We start from the raw sequence: 16,372 nt of genomic DNA on the forward strand, positions 1-16,372 counted from the left end.
GGTGTCAGGAATCGCGGCCGGTGATCCCGGCGGTCGATTCGATGACGGGCTTCATCTTCTTGTCGAGCGCTTCGAAGAACATCGACAGCGGGAACTCGTCGTCCAGGACCGCGTCGGTGTAGCCCTTCGGAGCGCCGGCGAGAGTCTCGTCGGGAAGGCCCCGCGCCCACTGCGAGGCGGGGTTCGGCGTCAGGGTCGAACGCACCAGGTCGTAGGCCGCGAGCCAGTGCGCGGTCTTCGGCCGGTCGATCGAGCGCCAGTAGAGTTCGTCGATCGCCTCGCCGAGGGCGATGACCGCAGCCGGCACGTCGTCCCAGTCGAAGGCGAGCGCGGTGTCGGTCCAGTGCAGCACGTCGCGCTGGTGCAGCCAGGCGAAGAGCAGCTGGCCGCCGAGCCCGTCGTAGTTGCGCACCCGCGAGCCCGTGATCGAGAACCGGAAGATGCGGTCGAAGATCACCGCATATTGCACGAGCTTCGCGTGCTCGAGCATCTCGGCCTCGGCGGGCGTCAGAGACTCCTGCGCGGCGAGACGCTTCTGGATCGCGACGCACTCTCGGAAGGCCGTGAGATCGCACCGCAGCTCTTCGAGCGAGTACAGGAAGTACGGCATCCGCTGCTTGATCATGAAGGGGTCGAACGGCAGGTCGCCCCGCATGTGGGTGCGGTCGTGGATGATGTCCCACATCACGAACGTCTTCTCGGTCAGCTCCTGGTCGTCGAGCATGCGCGCGGCGTCGTCGGGCAGATCGAGCTTGGTGATCTCGGCGGCGGCGCGCACGACGCGGCGGTAGCGCGCGGCTTCGCGGTCCTGGAAGATCGCGCCCCACGTGAAGGTCGGGATCTCGCGCATCGTGACGGTCTCGGGGAACAGCACCGCGCTGTTCGTGTCGTAGCCCGGTGTGAAGTCGACGAACCGCAGCGACACGAACAGGTTGTTGCCGTAGTCGCCGGCCTCGAGCTGCGCGATGAACTCGGGCCAGATCACCTCGACGAGCACCGCCTCGACGTGGCGGTCGCGCGTGCCGTTCTGCGTGTACATCGGGAACACGACGAGATGACGGATGCCGTCGGCCCGCTGCTGCTGCGGCTGGAAGGCCCCGAGCGAGTCGAGGAAGTCCGGGATGCCGAATCCCTGGTCGGTCCAGCGCTCGAAGTCGCTCACGGACGCGGAGAGGTAGTCGGCGTCGTGGGGGAACGCGGGCGCCAGCGCGCGGATGCCGGCCGTGATCTCGGCGACCAGAGCGCGGGCCTCGTCGTGGGCGGCAGCATCCGGAATCGATCCGTCCTGCGCCTGGAGGCTCTGGATCGCGGTCGCGGCGGCCTTGAGGCGCAACCAGGCGTCACTGGTCTCGGCCAAGCGCGCATCCTCGACGACCTCGGGTTCGCCGACGATGGCCTTCGCGGTGTGAAGGGTGCTGCTGGACATGGTGAACCTCCGATCTTCGAGTGCGGTTTCGCGCTCCATTCTAGAGAAGTTCCCTTCAGAGCGAGATTCAGCAGGAAAATTTCCTGTTCACGGTAGAGTGGGGCCATGCCCGCCCTGGATGACGCGATCGATGCCGCCATCGTGCGCGAGGTGTCGCAGGACGCCCGCGCCACCCTTGCCGACCTGTCCGCGGCCGTCGGCCTGTCGGTGTCGGCCGTTCAGGCGCGACTGCGCCGCCTCGAGAGCCGCGGCGTCATCACCGGCTACCGCGCCCTCGTCGACGCCGAGGCGGTCGGCAAGCCGCTCGCGGCCTTCGTCGAGATCACTCCCCTCGACCCCGCCCAGCCCGACAACGCGCCGGAGCTCCTCGAGCATCTCTCCGAGATCGAGGCGTGCCACTCCATCGCCGGTGACGCCAGCTACATCCTGCTCGTGCGGGTCTCGACGCCGCGTCATCTCGAATCGCTGATTCGCGACATCCGTGCTGCCGCGTCGGTCAACACCCGCACGACGGTCGTGCTGCAGACGTTCTACGAGAATCGCCCGATCCTTCCGGCCTGACGTGGGTAGTCTCGGCCCATGGAGTCCGCGCCGAGTTCACCCGAGGACGATCGCGGTCGGGGAGTGCTGATCGTGCGCAACGCGGCTGCCGGGTCGGCAGTCATCAGGCTCGATCCGGGGTCGACGTTCGCCGAGCGGCTGCCCGCGGCGCAGATCCGGGAGATCCGCGAAGACGAAGACCTCGAGGACGTCGTCGCCGCGGCCATGGCCGCCGACGCGCCGCCGACGGTGCTCGGGGTCTACGGCGGCGACGGGTCGGTGTCGCGGATGGCGCACCTCGCCCGGAGGTATGACCGGCCCCTCCTCGCCATGCCCGGTGGCACATTCAATCACTTCGTCCGCGCGCTGGGCATAGACAGTGTGAGCGTCGCCATCGACGCGTATGAGGCCGGGTCGACGGTCGACGTCGGCGTTGCGGAGGCGAGGCCGGACGACGACGCACCGCTCACGGTGCTCAACGTGGTGTCGGTCGGCGCCTATCCCGAGCTCATCGAGGAGCGCCAGCGACGCAACAGCCTCGGGAAGTGGCTCGGCGGCGTCGTCGCCACCGCGGCCGCGCTCCGCCGCGCCGAGCCGCTCACGATCGTGCGGGACGGCCGACGCGCCCGGGTCTGGTCGGTCTTCGTGAGCGTCGGGCGCAACGATCCCGACCGCGTCGCGACGATGCAGCGCCAGGAGGCCGAGACCGGGGTGCTGGATGTGCGGATCCATCACGCCCGCGGATCCAAGGTGCGCTCGCTCGCCTCGCTCGCGTTCGGCAAGCGCACGGCGGCCGTGCTGCGCGCCGTGCACCTGTTCCCCCGCGACGCCGACATCGAGCGGCTGGTGGTGCGTGATCTCGATCTGGGCGTCCGGCCCGAGCCGGGGCATCCGTCCGTCTTCGTCCACGACGGCGAACTGGAACAGCGGAACGCCGGCGGCTTCCGGCTGCGCTGCATCTCCGTGCCCGATGCGGTCACGGTGTTCGTCCCCGCCCCCGCCGCACCCTAGATGCCGATGGACGCAGCTCGGAGCGGGAGGGGTCAGTCGTGCTGGGGGAAGCCCAGGTTGATGCCGCCGTGCGAGGGGTCGAGCCAGCGCGAGGTGATCGCCTTCTCGGCCGTGAAGAAGTCGAAGCCGTGCGGGCCGTAGGCCTTGGCGTCTCCGAACAGCGACGCTTTCCAGCCGCCGAACGAGTGGTATGCCACCGGCACCGGGATGGGCACGTTGATGCCGATCATGCCCACGGTCGCCTCGCGCTGGAAGCGTCGGGCGGCGCCGCCGTCGTTGGTGAAGATCGCGGTGCCGTTGCCGTAGCGGCTGGCGTTGATGATGCCGAGGCCCTCTTCGTATCCCGAGACGCGCACGACCGACAGCACGGGGCCGAAGATCTCGTCGCCGTACACCGATGACGACGTGGGCACGTTGTCGATGAGGGTCGGTCCGAGCCAGAACCCGTTCGCGTCGCCGTCGACCTCGACGTCGCGGCCGTCGACCACGACCGACGCGCCGTCAGTGCCCGCGACGTCGATGTACGACGACACCTTGTCGCGGTGCTGGCCGGTGATGAGCGGGCCCATGTCGGTGCCGCGCGTGCCGTCGCCGACCCGCAGGCCGCCCATGCGCTCCGCCACCTTCGCGACGAAGGCGTCCGCGACGGAGTCGACCGCCAGCACGACCGAGATCGCCATGCACCGCTCGCCGGCCGAGCCGAAACCCGCGTTCACGGCGGCGTCGGCGGCGAGGTCGAGGTCGGCATCCGGAAGCACCAGCATGTGGTTCTTCGCGCCGCCGAGAGCCTGCACGCGCTTGCCGTTCGCGGTCGCCGTCTCGTAGACGTACTTCGCGATGGGCGTCGAGCCGACGAACGAGATCGCCCGCACGTCGGGATGCTCGAGCAGCGCGTCGACGGCCTCTTTGTCGCCGTGCACGACGTTGAACACGCCGTCAGGCAGTCCCGCCTCGGTGAGCAGTCCCGCGAGCCAGTTCGCCGCGGTCGGGTCCTTCTCGGAGGGCTTCAGCACCACGGCGTTGCCCGCGGCCAGCGCGATGGAGAAGAACCACAGCGGCACCATCGCGGGGAAGTTGAACGGGCTGATGATGCCCACGACGCCGAGCGGCTGGCGCAGCGTGTAGACGTCGATGCCGGTCGAGACGTTCTCGGAGTAGGCGCCCTTGGTCAGGTGCCCCAGTCCGCACGCGAACTCGACGACCTCCATGCCCCGGGCGATCTCGCCGCGGGCGTCCGCGAGCACCTTGCCGTGCTCGGAGGTGAGGATCTCGGCGAGCTCCTCCTTGCGGGCGTTGAGCAGCTCGCGGAACGCGAAGAGGACGCCCTGGCGCTTGGCGATCGACGCGTCGCGCCACTGCAGCCACGCCGCGAACGCAGCATCCACCGCCTCTCCGACGTCTTCGCGCGACGCGAACCGCACCTCCTTCTGGACCGTCCCCCGTGCGGGGTTGAACACCTGGCCGGTGCGCTCGGATGCTCCGGCCCACGGGGCGCCGTTGATCCAGTGGTCGAGAACCGCCGTCTCGGTGCGCGGCAGGGTGTCAGTCATCGTGTTCCTCCTTCGGAAGCCCTCCTCGTGAGAGGGCATGCACGTGTCACGCGAGGTCGCCTTCGACCTTCGTCAGAGCTTCATCGTAAATCGACATCGCCTCCTGCACCTCCCCGTCGGTGACGACGCAGGGCGGCACGACGTGGATGCGGTTCTCCGCGGCGAAGGGCAGCAGGCCCCGCGAGGTGAGCTCCTTCTTGAGGCGTCCGATCACGTCGGCGCCGACCGGTTCACGCGTTTCGCGGTCGGTCACGAGGTCGAGCGCCCAGAACACGCCCTCGCCCCGCACCTCGCCGATGAGCGGGTGCTTCTCGGCCAGCTCGGCCAATCCGGGGCCGATCGCCTCTTCGCCCACGCGGCGGGCGTTGTCGACGATGCCCTCCGACTCCATCGCATCAATGGCGGCGATGATGGATGCTGCGGCCAGCGGGTGCCCTGAATACGTGAGTCCGCCGGGGAAGACGCGGTCGTCGAAGGTCGCCGAGATCTCGGGCGAGATGATGACGCCGCCCACCGGCACGTAGCCGGAGTTCACGCCCTTGGCGAAGGTGATGAGGTCGGGCACCACGTCGTAGCCCTGGAACGCGAACCAGCGGCCGGTGCGCCCGAACCCCGCCATGACCTCGTCGAGGATCAGGACGATGCCGTACTTGTCGGCCAGCGCCCGCACGCCCGCGAGGTACCCGGGCGGCGGAAGCATGATGCCAGCGGTGCCGGGCACCGACTCGAGCAGCAGCGCCGCGATCGTCGACGGACCCTCGGACAGGATCACGCGCTCCAGGTGGTGCAGTGCGCGCTCGGACTCCTCCTCGGGTGTCGTCGCCCAGAACTCGGTGCGATACAGGAAGGGCCCGAAGAAGTGGACGTGTCCGCGCGCGAACTGGTTCGGCATCCGTCGCCAGTCGCCGGTCGCGACGATCGCGGCGCCTGTGTTGCCGTGATACGAGCGGTATGTCGAGAGGACGGTGTCGCGCCCGGTGTGAAGGCGTGCCATGCGGATCGCGTTCTCGATCGCGTCGGCGCCGCCGTTGGTGAAGAACACCTTCGCGAAACCGTCCGCCGCCTTGTCGAGGATGCGCTGCGCCGCCCGTCCGCGGGCGAGGTTGGCCGTGGCGGGGCCGATCGTCGCGAGCTCGTCGGCCTGCGCGCGGATGGCCGCGACGACGGCAGGATGCTGATGCCCGATGTTGACATTCACCAGCTGGCTCGAGAAGTCCAGCATGCGATTACCGGCGTGATCCCACACCACGGTTCCGGAGCCGCCGGCGATGACGGGGAGGTCGAGCCCCGCCTGCGCGGACCAGGAGTGGAACACGTACTCGCGGTCGAGCTCTTTCGCGACGGCGTCGAGGTCTTCGGTCATGCGGCCACGTTGCTGGATCGCGCCGATCGGCGCAAGACCCGGATGCGCCCGCCAGGCGACCCGCCCCTCGCGGCGAGACAAGGGGTTTCCGCCGAAACCGTTTGCGGAGAACACCGCCTGCACCTGGCTTCGAGAGCCTGTCCTGCCGCGAGGAGGCGGGCCGAAGCCCGCCCCCTCGCTTGCTCACTCGCCGCCGGGCTGCAGCTCCACGGTGATCGGCTCGAAGTCCGCGCCGTCGACGTCGACACCGTCGGCGCGCAGCGCGTCCAGGGCCTTGTCGACATACTCGTTGGTGTACGCCGTTGCCGGCGGGTCGGTCGTGATGACCTGGGCGCCATCCTGGTTCTTGGTCTCCAGGGCCATCGAGACCGTGGCATCCCACTGGTCCTCGTTGATGTGTCCGATCCCGCTCGTGGAGGGCCAGATGAGCTTGTTGATCTCGTTCGCCATCCACAGCTGGTGGCTCGTGCCGAGCGTGGAGCCGGCGGCGGTCACGGCATCCGCTGCCGCCTGCGGGTCATCGCGCTGATCGATCCAGCCGAGGATCGCTCCCTGGATGAGCTTCACGGCGATGTCCTGGTACTCGGGGTCGCTTTCCAGTCGCTCGGCGTTGGCCCAGATCGCATCCTGCAGCATGGCGGTGCCCACCTCGTTCCAGTCGATGACCGTGAAGTCGTTCGGCTGGTAGAGCTCCCCGGTGTCGGGGTCGGTGGCCTCGAGCAGCTGCGCGTACTCGTTGTAGGTCATCGCCTGGGCGGCGTCGATCTCCTTGTTGAGCAGGGCGTTCATGTCGAAGTTCTGCTGCACGATCGTGTAGCCGGTCGCGTCGGCCTCGGTGAGGCCCGCGAACAGCTCCCATTCGTTGCCGTAGCCCCACGAGCCGATGGTCTTGCCGGACAGGTCGGCGGGCGTCTCGAGGCCGCTGTCGGCCCACGAGACCTGCAGTGTGCCCGAGCGTTCGAAGATCTGCGCGATGTTCGTGATTCCGGCGCCCGCTTCGATCGAGGCGAGGGCCTTGGGCACCCAGGCGATCGCGAAGTCGACGTCACCGGCCGCGAGCACGTCCTGCGGGACGATGTCGACGGCACCGGGGATGATCTCGACGTCGAGGCCGAGGTCCTCCCAGTACCCGTTCGCTGCGGCGAGGTAGTAACCGCCGAACTGCGCCTGCGTCAGCCACTGCAGCTGCAGCGTGACGGGCGTCAGCTCTCCGTTCGTCGCCTCCCCAGTGGCGTCGGGCGTGCTGCCGCCCGAGCATCCGGCGAGCAGGAGCATGGCGGCCGCGGCGCCGGCGGCGCCGACGAGGAGGCGTGGTGTGCTTCTCATGTGATTCCCTCTCTGTGGTGGTGCAGGTCTGCGGGTCGAGTGCCTTCCGGTACTACCGGGCGAATCGCGTGAACGCGCGCTCGATGAGGCTGGTGATGAGGAAGAAGGCGAGTCCGAGAACGATCGCCCCGAGCACGAAGGCCCACGCCCGTGCGTAGGCCGAGTTCGCTGCGGCCGTAGTGATCGCGGCTCCCAGGCCCTGGCGCGGACCGCCGAAGTACTCGGCGACCAGCGCCGAGATGACCGCGAGCGAGGATGCCACCCGCAGACCCGTGAAGAAATGGGGAAGAGCGGCCGGAATCGTGAGGGAGCGGATGACCTGTCCGGGCGTGGCTGCCAGCGCCCGCAGGAGATCGCGCTGCACGGGCCGGACCTGGCGCAGGCCCCGCAAGGTGTTGAGGAAGATCGGCACGAACGCGGCGATCCCCGCTATCAGCACCCGCGCGGTCTCGGACGTGCTGCCGAACATCGTGTAAAGCACCGGAGCGAGTGCGACGATCGGCACGACGGCGATCGCTGCCACGATGGGTGCCAGCATCCCGTCGATCACCTTCGTGCGCGACGCGAGCACCGCCAGGGCGATGCCGATCACGCTGCCGAGCAGCAGCCCCCACAGCGCGTTCACGCCGGTCACGAGCGTCGCGGAGGCGATGGCGGGGAGATAGGCGACGATCTCGGCCCAGATCGCCGACGGGCTCGCCAGCACGAACGGCGGAATGTTCAGCGCCGTCACGAGCACCTGCGCGAGGGCGATGCCGAACACCAGCAGCGCGAGCGGGGGGAGCACCCGCTTGAGGACTGCCTCGACTCCCGGGTTCATCGGACGTCGACCCCCCGTCCGGGATCGGACTCCGGTCCGTGCAGGGCCTCGCGCACGGCGGTGACGTCGGCGAAGAACGACGCGTCCTCGCGCAGATCCTCGCTGCGCTCCGCGGCTCCGCCCAGGCGCACCTCCAGCTGCGCGGTGATGCGGCCTGGTCGTGGCGACATCACGACCACGCGGTCCGAGAGGTAGACCGCCTCAGGGATGGAGTGCGTGACGAAGACGACGGCGGCGCCGGTGCGAGTGCGGATGCGGAGAAGCTCCGTCTGCATCCGCTCACGGGTCATCTCGTCGAGGGCGCCGAACGGCTCGTCCATCAGCAGGAGCCCCGGCTCCTCGGCGAGAGCGCGCGCGATCGCGACGCGCTGCTGCATCCCGCCGGAGAGCTGGTCGGGGAAGTGTCCTCCGAACTCGCTCAGTCCGATCAGGTCGAGCAGCTCGGCGACGCGGTCCGCCCGCGCGGAGCGATCGATCCCGTGCAGCTGCAGCGGCAGCTCGATGTTGGCGCTGACCGTGCGCCACGGCAGGAGCGCCGCCTGCTGGAACGCGATGCCGTACGCGCGGCGCGCCCGAGCCGTGCGCGCCGGGGTGCCGAACACCTCGACAGACCCGCTGGTGGGTTCGTCGAGGTCGGCGATCAGCCGCAGGAGCGTCGACTTGCCGCATCCGGACGGGCCGATGAGCGACACGAACTCGCCCGGCGCGACGGTCAGGTCGACGCCGGTGAGCGCGGTCACCGGCGCCCCGCCCTTCACGAGGAAGACGCGGTCGACCCCCGTCACTCGGACGGCGGCGGTGGTCGTGGCGGCGTCAGACATCGGCGAGGCTCTCCGTCCGTCGGAAGCGCGTGAGCGCGAGCGAGATGAGGGCGACGAGACCCGCCGCGAGCAGTCCGAGCAGAACAGCACCGAACACGGGCGACCAGGGCCGCGCCGGATCGGTGGACGCCGCGGCCGATGTCTCGAGGATCAGCCGGCCGATGCCGTCGTTGTAGCCGACTGAGATCTCGGCGACGACGGTGCCGACGACGGCCCCCGCCGCTCCGAGCCGCAGTGCGGGGAGCAGGAACGGGACGGATGCGGGCAGCCGCAGTCGCACGAGGGTCGCCCACCAGCCGACGGCATAGGTCTGGAACAGCTCCTCGTGGATCGTGTCGGGCGACTTCAGGCCGCGCAGCGCCCCGATCGCGATGGGGAAGAACGCGAGGTAGGAGGCGATGACGACCACCGACATCCAGCTCTCCCAGGAGAACGCGCCGAACTCCAGGCGTGACCCCCAGTTGCGGATCAGCGGCGCCAGCGCGATCAGCGGCACGGTCTGACTGAGGATCACGAAAGGCAGGACTGCCCACTCCGCCAGCCGCACACGGAGCATGACCAGCGCCAGCAGCATCCCGACGACGAATCCCAGCGTCAGTCCGAGAACCGACAGAAGCAGGCTGTTCAGGGCCGCGGCCAGTACGACCGCACCCAGCGGAAGGGCGCCGGGGGCGCGGGTGACCGGTTGGATCGCACGGCCGATCATGTCCCAGACGTGTGGCATGGTCCGCTCGTCGGCACGAGGAAGGAGGCGGATGCCGCTCCCGGTCTGGCCGTCGACGGCGCCGATCACGAAACCCTGGGGCGGTGCGAACGCGCGGTAGAGCTCCCACAGCAGGATGAGCACCGCGATGCCGAGCATGCCATACGCGATCGCGGTCGCCGCTCCCGGGCGACGCCGGGCCTTCGGGCTCGGGACCCCCGTCACTTCTTCGCCGTGACGTGGGTCGAAAGCGCCGGGATCACGGTCTCGCCGTAGGCGCGGAGGGTCTCTTCCTTGTTGTCGTGTTGCAAGTACCCGGCGAACTGCGTCACGCCCAGCGCGCGCAGCTGCTCGAGCTTGGCGATGTGGTCGGATGCCGTGCCGAGGATGCAGAACCGGTCGACGATCTCGTCGGGCACGAAGTCGACGTGGTCGTTCTCCGCCCTGCCGTGGGTGTTGTAGTCGTAGCCCTGGCGCCGCTCGATGTAGTCGGTGAGCGCCTCGGGCACGCCCTCGCCGTGGTGGCCGTACTTCGCGACGATGTCGGCGACGTGGTTGCCGACCATTCCGCCGAACCACCGGCACTGGTCGCGCATGTGCTCCCAGTCGTCGCCGATGTACATCGGCGCGGCGACGCAGAACGACAGCGACTCGGGGTCACGGCCGGCGGCGGCCGCGGCATCCTTCACCGTCTTGATCATCCAGGCGGCGATGTCGATGTCGGCCAGCTGCAGGATGTAGCCGTCGCCCACCTCGCCGGTGAGCTTGAGCGCCATCGGTCCGTACGCGGCGACCCACACCTCGAGCTCGGAGCCGTGGCTCCACGGGAACTGCAGGGTCGCGCCCTTGTACTCGACCGGCCGCGAGTTGGCGAGCTCGCGGATCACGTGGATCGACTCGCGCAACTCGGCCATCGTGGTGGGCCTGCCGTTGGTCACCCGTACCGCCGAGTCGCCGCGGCCGATGCCGCAGATCGTGCGGTTGCCGTACATCTCGTTGAGCGTGGCGAAGACGGATGCCGTGACCGTCCAGTCCCTCGTCGCGGGGTTCGTCACGAACGGCCCCACGGTGACGCGGGTGGTCTCGGCGAGGATCGCGGAGTGGATGACATAAGGCTCCTGCCACAGCAGGTGCGAGTCGAAGGTCCACACGTGGCTGAAGCCGTGGGCCTCCGCGAGCTTGGCCAGCTGCACGGTGCGCGCGGCGGGCGGATTGGTCTGCAGGACGACTCCGAAGTCCATGGGATCCTCCTCAGATCAGGTACTGGCTCAGGCCGCGCTTGAGGAACCGGCCGTCGCCCTTGGCGCCGAGGTACTCGCCGCCGTCGACCACGACCTTGCCGCGCGAGATGACGGTGTCGACGTGCCCGTCGATCTCGTAGCCCTCCCACGCGGAGTGGTCCATGTTCATGTGGTGCGTGCGACCCTCGCCGTACCCGATCGACGTGTGGCCGTTCGGGTCGTAGACCACGACGTCGCCGTCGGCGCCGGGCTGGATCACGCCCTTGCGCCCGTACAGCCCGAACATGCGCGCAGGCGTGGTGGACGTCAGCTCCACCCACCGCTCGAGCGTGATCTTGCCCGTCACGACACCCTGGTACATGAGGTCCATGCGGTGCTCGACCGAGCCGATCCCGTTCGGGATCGCGCGGAAGTCCGCGAGGCCGAGGTCCTTCTGTCCTTTCATGCAGAACGGGCAGTGGTCGGTCGAGACCATCTGGATGTCGTTGGTGCGCAGCGCCTGCCACATGTGGTGCTGGTGGCCCTCCTTGCTGCTGCGCAGCGGCGTCGAGCACACCCACTTGGCGCCCTCGAACTGCCCCCACTCCTCGCTGAAGGCGCCCAGCTGCTCCTCGAGCGACAGGTACAGGTACTGCGGACACGTCTCGCCGAACACGTTCCAGCCCTGGTCGCGGGCCCAGGCGAGCTGGTCGACCGCCTGCTTCGCCGACACGTGCACGACGTACAGCGGCGCGCCGGTGAGGTTGGCCAGCATGATCGCCCGGTGCGTGGCCTCCTCCTCCATCTGCCACGCGCGGGCGATGCCGTGGTAGTACGGCGCCTTCTTGCCGGCATCCGCCAGCTGCGCCGCCAGCACGTCGATCGCCGGGCCGTTCTCGGCGTGCATCATCGTGAGGAGACCGGTCTCCTGCGAGACCTGCATGGCCTTCAGCACCTGCGCGTCGTCGGAGTAGAAGACGCCCGGGTAGGCCATGAAGAGCTTGAAGCTCGACACGCCCTCGTCGACGAGCCCGCGCATCGCCGCGAGCGAGTCGTCGTCGACGCCTCCGACGATCTGGTGGAAGCCGTAGTCGATCGCGCAGTTGCCCGCGGCCTTCTCGTGCCAGGCGGCCAGGCCGTCCTGCACGCGCTCGCCGTAGCGCTGCACGGCGAAGTCGATGATCGACGTCGTGCCGCCCCAGGCCGCCGCCCGGGTGCCGGTCTCGAAGGTGTCGGAGGCGTTGGTGCCCCCGAACGGCAGCTCCATGTGCGTGTGCGCGTCGATGCCGCCGGGGATCACGTACTTGCCGGTCGCGTCGATGACGGTGTCGACGGATGCCGCGACATCCGTCCCGAGAAGCTGCGAGCCGGGCGCGAGCACGGCCGCGATGGTCTCGCCGTCGATGAGCACGTCCGCTTCGCCGCGGCCTGTCGCCGAGACGACGGTGCCGCCCTTGATCAGTGTCGTTGCCATGTCATTCGCTTTCTGATTCGAGGCCCACCCGCTCGCCTGTCGCGAATTGTCGTCTGCGACAGCGCTTCGCGACAGGTGAGCAGCAGATGGCGCGGCGCACGTCCGTCACGGCCTCGCGATCTTCGTGTAGGAGTCGGGCCGGCGATCGCGGTAGAACTGCCAGTCGTCGCGCATCTCGCGCACCATGTCGAGGTCGAGGTCGCGCACCAGCAGCTCCTCGTGCTCGCCCGAGCCGCGCTCACCCACGAAGTTGCCGCGCGGGTCGATGACCTGGCTCGTGCCGTAGAAGTCGACGGCGAGGTCGCCGTACTCGTTGTCTTCGCGGCCCACGCGGTTCGGCTGCAGCACGAAGTAGCCGTTCGCGACGGCCGCTGCCGGTCCCTCGACCTCCCAGAGCCGGTTCGACAGCCCCGGCTTCGTGGCGTTCGGGTTGAAGACGATGTGCGCGTCGTTCAGGCCGAGTTCGCGCCAGCCCTCGGGGAAGTGGCGGTCGTAGCAGATGTACATGCCGATCCGACCCACCGCGGTGTCGAACACCGGGTAGCCGAGGTTGCCGGGGCGGAAGTAGAACTTCTCCCAGAACCGGTCGAGGTGCGGGAGGTGGTGCTTGCGGTACTTGCCGAGGATGGTGCCGTCGGCGTCGACGAGCACCGCGGTGTTGTAGTAGACCCCCGTCTCGGCCTCTTCGTAGATCGGGAGCACCGTCACGATCCCGAGCTCCTTCGCGAGCGCGGTGAACCGCTGCACGATCGGACCCTCTGACGACTCCGCGAAGCGGTAGTACTTCTTGTCCTGCGTGATCCCGAAGTACGGGCCGTAGAACAGCTCCTGGAAGCACACCACCTGCGCGCCCTGGGCCGCGGCGTCGCGCGCGAACCCTTCGTGCTTGTCGAGCATCGACTCCTTGTCGCCCGTCCAGGTGGTCTGCGAGATCGCCGCGCGTACCGTCGTCATCGTCTCTCCGTTCATGAACCGGCAGGCGCCGTGTTCGTCCGTCCCTCGGGCGGGTCGGGTGGGGTCCGATCGATGGAGCCGCCCCGATTCCCGATCCTGGCCATCCGACATTTCCCGTCGGTTTCGGCCTGTGACGCGACAGTAAAGCCTCGCCCGGTGCGGCGCAATGGTCGGGTGGGCAGACCTTATGAATCGGGTGATCGGGATGCCGCGGCATCCGTCGCCGTACATCGCTCGACGGATCTCGCGGTGGGCGGATACAGCGGGGGACGGATGCCGCCGCCCGAGGCCCTCGCGTAGCGTGAGACGGTGTTCCGCCGCCTGAAGACATCGCAGATCGTCACCGACGTCGTCGCCGCGGTCGTGTTCTTCGTGATCGCATGGCCGGTCGAGACGGTCCTCGCCAGCCGCGCGTACGGGCTCGGTGACGGTCTGGGTTCGGTCGGGCATGCCCTGTTCGGCCTGCTCATCGCCGCCCTCTTCAGCGGCGCGCTGGCGCTGCGCCGGCTCTCGCCGCCGCTCGCCCTGGGCATCGCGTGGGTCGGCGCTCTCGTGCAGATGGGGCTCGGGCGCCCGCCCAGCTTCTCGGACGTCGCCATCTTCGGGGTCCTCTACGCGACCGCCGCCTACGGGTCTCGGCTCGTCTACTGGGCCGGCTTCGCCTCGGCGCTCGTCGGAGCGCTCGTGATCACCGTCTACCTCTTCGCGGGCCCGGTGTTCGCCGGCGGAGGGCTGTCGTGGCAGACGCTGCCGCTCGCGCTCGTCGTGCTCGTCGCGGGTGGATTCGCGCTCGGGCTGTCATGGACGATCGGCGCCCTCGTGCGCACCGCCGTGCGGGCACGCGAGAACCGCGAGGCGCAGCAGCGCGCCGAGGCCGAGACGGCTGCCGAGCAGGAGCGCGTGCGCATCGCACGCGACATGCACGACGTCGTCGCCCACTCGCTCGCGGTCGTGATCGCCCAGGCAGACGGTGCGCGCTACGCGGCCGCCGCCGACCCCGCGGTCGCGACCGATGCGCTGGCCACGATCTCGAGCACCGCCCGCTCGGCGCTCGCCGATGTGCGGCTGCTGCTCGGACAGCTGCGCCACCGTCAAGGGGATGGGCCGCAGCCCACGATCGCCGACCTCGAGGAGTTGTACGCGCAGGTGCGTGCAGCCGGCGTGCAGCTGCGCGTCGACGTCGATCCCGCACCCCCGGGCGAGCCGCCCGCGGCGGCGCAGCTCGCGGTCTACCGGATCCTGCAGGAGGCGCTCACCAATGCCCTGCGCCACGGCGCTCCGGGCAGTTCGGTCGACGTGCGGCTTTCGTGGCTCCCCGACCGCGTGGAGCTCGACGTGCGCAACCCTGTCGTGCCGGGATCGCAGCCCGGCCGGTCGGGCCACGGCATCATCGGCATGCGCGAGCGCGCTCAGCTCGCCGGCGGTCGGCTCGACGCGGCCGACGAAGGCGGCGCCTTCGTCGTGCGTGCCACCATCCCCCTCGGAGGACCCGCATGATCCGCGTCGCGCTCGTCGACGACCAGTCGCTGTTCCGCGCCGGCATCCGCATGCTGGTCGACTCCCAGCCCGACCTCGAGGTCGTGGCCGAGGCCTCCGACGGCCGCGAGGCGATCGAAGCCGTGCGCCAATCGCGGCCCGACGTCGTGCTCATGGACATCCGCATGCCCGTCATGGACGGCCTCGCCGCCACCGCAGAGCTCCTCACCGACCCAGAACCTCCCCGCATCGTGATGCTCACGACGTTCGACCTCGACGAGGCCGCCGCCCGCGCGATCCGCCAGGGCGCGAGCGGGTTCCTCCTCAAGGACGCCGACCCCGAGTTCCTCCTCGCGGCGATCCGCACGGTGCATTCGGGGTCGGCGGTGATCGCAGCATCCGCCACTCGGGAGCTGTTCGAGAGCTTCACGGATGCTGCGCCCCGCCCGGTCCCGCCCGCCTACGCCGAGCTCACCGAGCGCGAGCGCGAGATCTTCGCCCTCGCCGCGCGCGGCCTGTCGAACGCCGAGATCGCCGCCCGCGAGTACCTCTCCGAGGCGACGGTGAAGACGCACATCAGCCGCATCCTCACCAAGCTCGGCCTGCGCGACCGCGTGCAGCTCGTGGTCTTCGCCTTCGAGCACGGCCTCGCGTAGCTCGTCCCCGTCGTCGTCCTCTGTCACGCTCCGCCGTCATCGCCCTCCCTCCCCGTTCCTTTGCGCTGCATGTGCGCGCGCCCGCGATCGCGTACATCCCGCGCAGGTGACAGCGATTCATGGGCGGGGGAGAGATCATCCTCGAGATGTAGGACGGATGCCTCTGCCGGGCGACGCGGGCGACACGAGGCCGTCCATACCGTCGAAGCATGGAACTCTCATCGACCGACCTGGGCCTGGCCGCCCGGGTGCAGCAGCTCACCAAGACCTACGGAACCGGCGAGAGCACGGCGCACGCCCTCGACGGGGTGAGCGTCGGCATCCGCCGTGGCGAGTTCACCGCGATCATGGGCCCGTCGGGCTCGGGCAAGTCGACGCTCATGCACATCATGGCGGGCCTCGACGCGCCGTCGTCGGGGCGCGCGTGGATCGGCGACACCGACATCACGGGCCTGTCCGACCTCGAACTCACGATCCTGCGTCGCCGCCGCGTCGGGTTCGTGTTCCAGGCGTTCAACCTCGTGCCGACCCTCGACGCGCTGGGCAACATCCTGCTGCCGTTCGACCTCGACGGCCGCCGGCCCACGACGCTCGAGCGGGCGCGCATCGACGGCCTCGTCGAGCGTCTCGGCCTTGCCTCCCGCGTGAACCACAGGCCGCACCAGCTGTCGGGCGGCCAGCAGCAGCGCGTCGCGATCGCCCGCGCGCTCGCGACCTCGCCCGACCTCGTGTTCGCCGACGAGCCGACCGGCAATCTCGACTCGCGCGCGGGGCGCGAGGTGCTCGCGCTCCTGGCCGTGGCCAGCCGCGAGCACGGGCAGTCGATCGCGATGGTGACGCACGACCCGGTCGCGGCTTCCCACGCCGACCGCGTGCTGTTCCTCGGCGACGGACGCATCGTCGCCGACAAGCCCCGCCAGAGCGCCGAGGAGATCTCGGCCTACACGCTCGCCTCCGAGCTCGGCGCCCTGGCGGTGACGTCATGACCGTGATCGCCGAGACGGGACGACGGATGCCTCGGCCCGCGGCATC

At 69.5% G+C, this 16,372-nt stretch carries 15 protein-coding genes; 5 read left to right on the forward strand and 10 right to left on the reverse strand.

What is annotated here, in order from left to right; genetic code table 11:
• Nucleotides 1-4 precede the first annotated feature (4 nt).
• Nucleotides 5-1,426 carry a DUF6421 family protein gene (locus tag MRBLWH3_RS06280; RefSeq protein ID WP_363429734.1) on the reverse strand — a complete coding sequence of 474 codons (1,422 nt, stop codon included), beginning with the start codon at nt 1,424-1,426 and terminating at the stop codon, nt 5-7.
• 105 nt (nt 1,427-1,531) lie between these two features.
• Between MRBLWH3_RS06280 and MRBLWH3_RS06285 the strand changes: the two genes are divergently transcribed.
• Nucleotides 1,532-1,987 (forward strand): Lrp/AsnC family transcriptional regulator, encoded by a 456-nt coding sequence (locus MRBLWH3_RS06285; protein ID WP_414685305.1) that lies wholly within the window; start codon nt 1,532-1,534, stop codon nt 1,985-1,987.
• Between the two features lie 18 nt (nt 1,988-2,005).
• Nucleotides 2,006-2,977 carry a diacylglycerol/lipid kinase family protein gene (locus tag MRBLWH3_RS06290; RefSeq protein ID WP_363429736.1) on the forward strand — a complete coding sequence of 324 codons (972 nt, stop codon included), beginning with the start codon at nt 2,006-2,008 and terminating at the stop codon, nt 2,975-2,977.
• Between the two features lie 32 nt (nt 2,978-3,009).
• On the opposite strand, the gene MRBLWH3_RS06295 is transcribed toward MRBLWH3_RS06290, so the two are convergent.
• The 9 genes from MRBLWH3_RS06295 to MRBLWH3_RS06335 all read right to left on the reverse strand — a co-directional run bounded on the left by MRBLWH3_RS06295 (nt 3,010) and on the right by MRBLWH3_RS06335 (nt 13,208).
• Nucleotides 3,010-4,527: a CoA-acylating methylmalonate-semialdehyde dehydrogenase gene (locus MRBLWH3_RS06295; protein ID WP_363429738.1), complete on the reverse strand. Its 1,518-nt coding sequence runs from the start codon at nt 4,525-4,527 to the stop codon at nt 3,010-3,012.
• 46 nt (nt 4,528-4,573) lie between these two features.
• Nucleotides 4,574-5,890, reverse strand: coding sequence for an aspartate aminotransferase family protein (locus tag MRBLWH3_RS06300; protein WP_363429740.1), 1,317 nt, complete (start codon nt 5,888-5,890; stop codon nt 4,574-4,576).
• Between the two features lie 183 nt (nt 5,891-6,073).
• Nucleotides 6,074-7,216: an ABC transporter substrate-binding protein gene (locus tag MRBLWH3_RS06305; RefSeq protein WP_363429742.1), complete on the reverse strand. Its 1,143-nt coding sequence runs from the start codon at nt 7,214-7,216 to the stop codon at nt 6,074-6,076.
• A 52-nt stretch (nt 7,217-7,268) separates the two neighbouring features.
• On the reverse strand, nt 7,269-8,036 hold the full coding sequence (locus MRBLWH3_RS06310; protein WP_363429744.1) for an ABC transporter permease: 768 nt from the start codon (nt 8,034-8,036) through the stop codon (nt 7,269-7,271).
• Complete coding sequence (locus MRBLWH3_RS06315) at nt 8,033-8,857, reverse strand: ABC transporter ATP-binding protein (RefSeq protein WP_363429746.1); 825 nt, start codon at nt 8,855-8,857, stop codon at nt 8,033-8,035. Before MRBLWH3_RS06315 ends, MRBLWH3_RS06310 begins: the two co-directional genes overlap by 4 nt.
• Nucleotides 8,850-9,785 carry an ABC transporter permease gene (locus MRBLWH3_RS06320; RefSeq protein ID WP_363429748.1) on the reverse strand — a complete coding sequence of 312 codons (936 nt, stop codon included), beginning with the start codon at nt 9,783-9,785 and terminating at the stop codon, nt 8,850-8,852. The genes MRBLWH3_RS06315 and MRBLWH3_RS06320 overlap by 8 nt, the downstream gene beginning before the upstream one ends.
• Entirely contained in the window at nt 9,782-10,801 is a 1,020-nt protein-coding gene (locus MRBLWH3_RS06325; protein ID WP_363429750.1) for a TIGR03842 family LLM class F420-dependent oxidoreductase, read from the reverse strand. Before MRBLWH3_RS06325 ends, MRBLWH3_RS06320 begins: the two co-directional genes overlap by 4 nt.
• Nucleotides 10,802-10,811: 10 nt before the next feature.
• Nucleotides 10,812-12,254: a dihydropyrimidinase gene (gene hydA / locus MRBLWH3_RS06330; protein ID WP_363429752.1), complete on the reverse strand. Its 1,443-nt coding sequence runs from the start codon at nt 12,252-12,254 to the stop codon at nt 10,812-10,814.
• A gap of 105 nt (nt 12,255-12,359) precedes the next feature.
• Nucleotides 12,360-13,208 carry a nitrilase-related carbon-nitrogen hydrolase gene (locus MRBLWH3_RS06335; protein WP_363429754.1) on the reverse strand — a complete coding sequence of 283 codons (849 nt, stop codon included), beginning with the start codon at nt 13,206-13,208 and terminating at the stop codon, nt 12,360-12,362.
• Nucleotides 13,209-13,517: 309 nt separating this feature from the next.
• Here MRBLWH3_RS06335 and MRBLWH3_RS06340 point away from each other — a divergent pair, with 309 nt between their 5' ends.
• The 3 genes from MRBLWH3_RS06340 to MRBLWH3_RS06350 all read left to right on the forward strand — a co-directional run bounded on the left by MRBLWH3_RS06340 (nt 13,518) and on the right by MRBLWH3_RS06350 (nt 16,326).
• The gene (locus MRBLWH3_RS06340) at nt 13,518-14,705 is read left to right on the forward strand and encodes a sensor histidine kinase (RefSeq protein WP_363429756.1); all 1,188 of its coding nucleotides are present in this window, start codon (nt 13,518-13,520) and stop codon (nt 14,703-14,705) included.
• Complete coding sequence (locus MRBLWH3_RS06345) at nt 14,702-15,340, forward strand: response regulator transcription factor (protein ID WP_363429758.1); 639 nt, start codon at nt 14,702-14,704, stop codon at nt 15,338-15,340. The genes MRBLWH3_RS06340 and MRBLWH3_RS06345 overlap by 4 nt, the downstream gene beginning before the upstream one ends.
• Nucleotides 15,341-15,549: 209 nt before the next feature.
• On the forward strand, nt 15,550-16,326 hold the full coding sequence (locus tag MRBLWH3_RS06350; RefSeq protein WP_363429760.1) for an ABC transporter ATP-binding protein: 777 nt from the start codon (nt 15,550-15,552) through the stop codon (nt 16,324-16,326).
• Nucleotides 16,327-16,372 lie beyond the last annotated feature (46 nt).

Source organism: Microbacterium sp. LWH3-1.2, from assembly GCF_040675855.1.
Classification (GTDB): Bacteria; Actinomycetota; Actinomycetes; order Actinomycetales; family Microbacteriaceae; genus Microbacterium.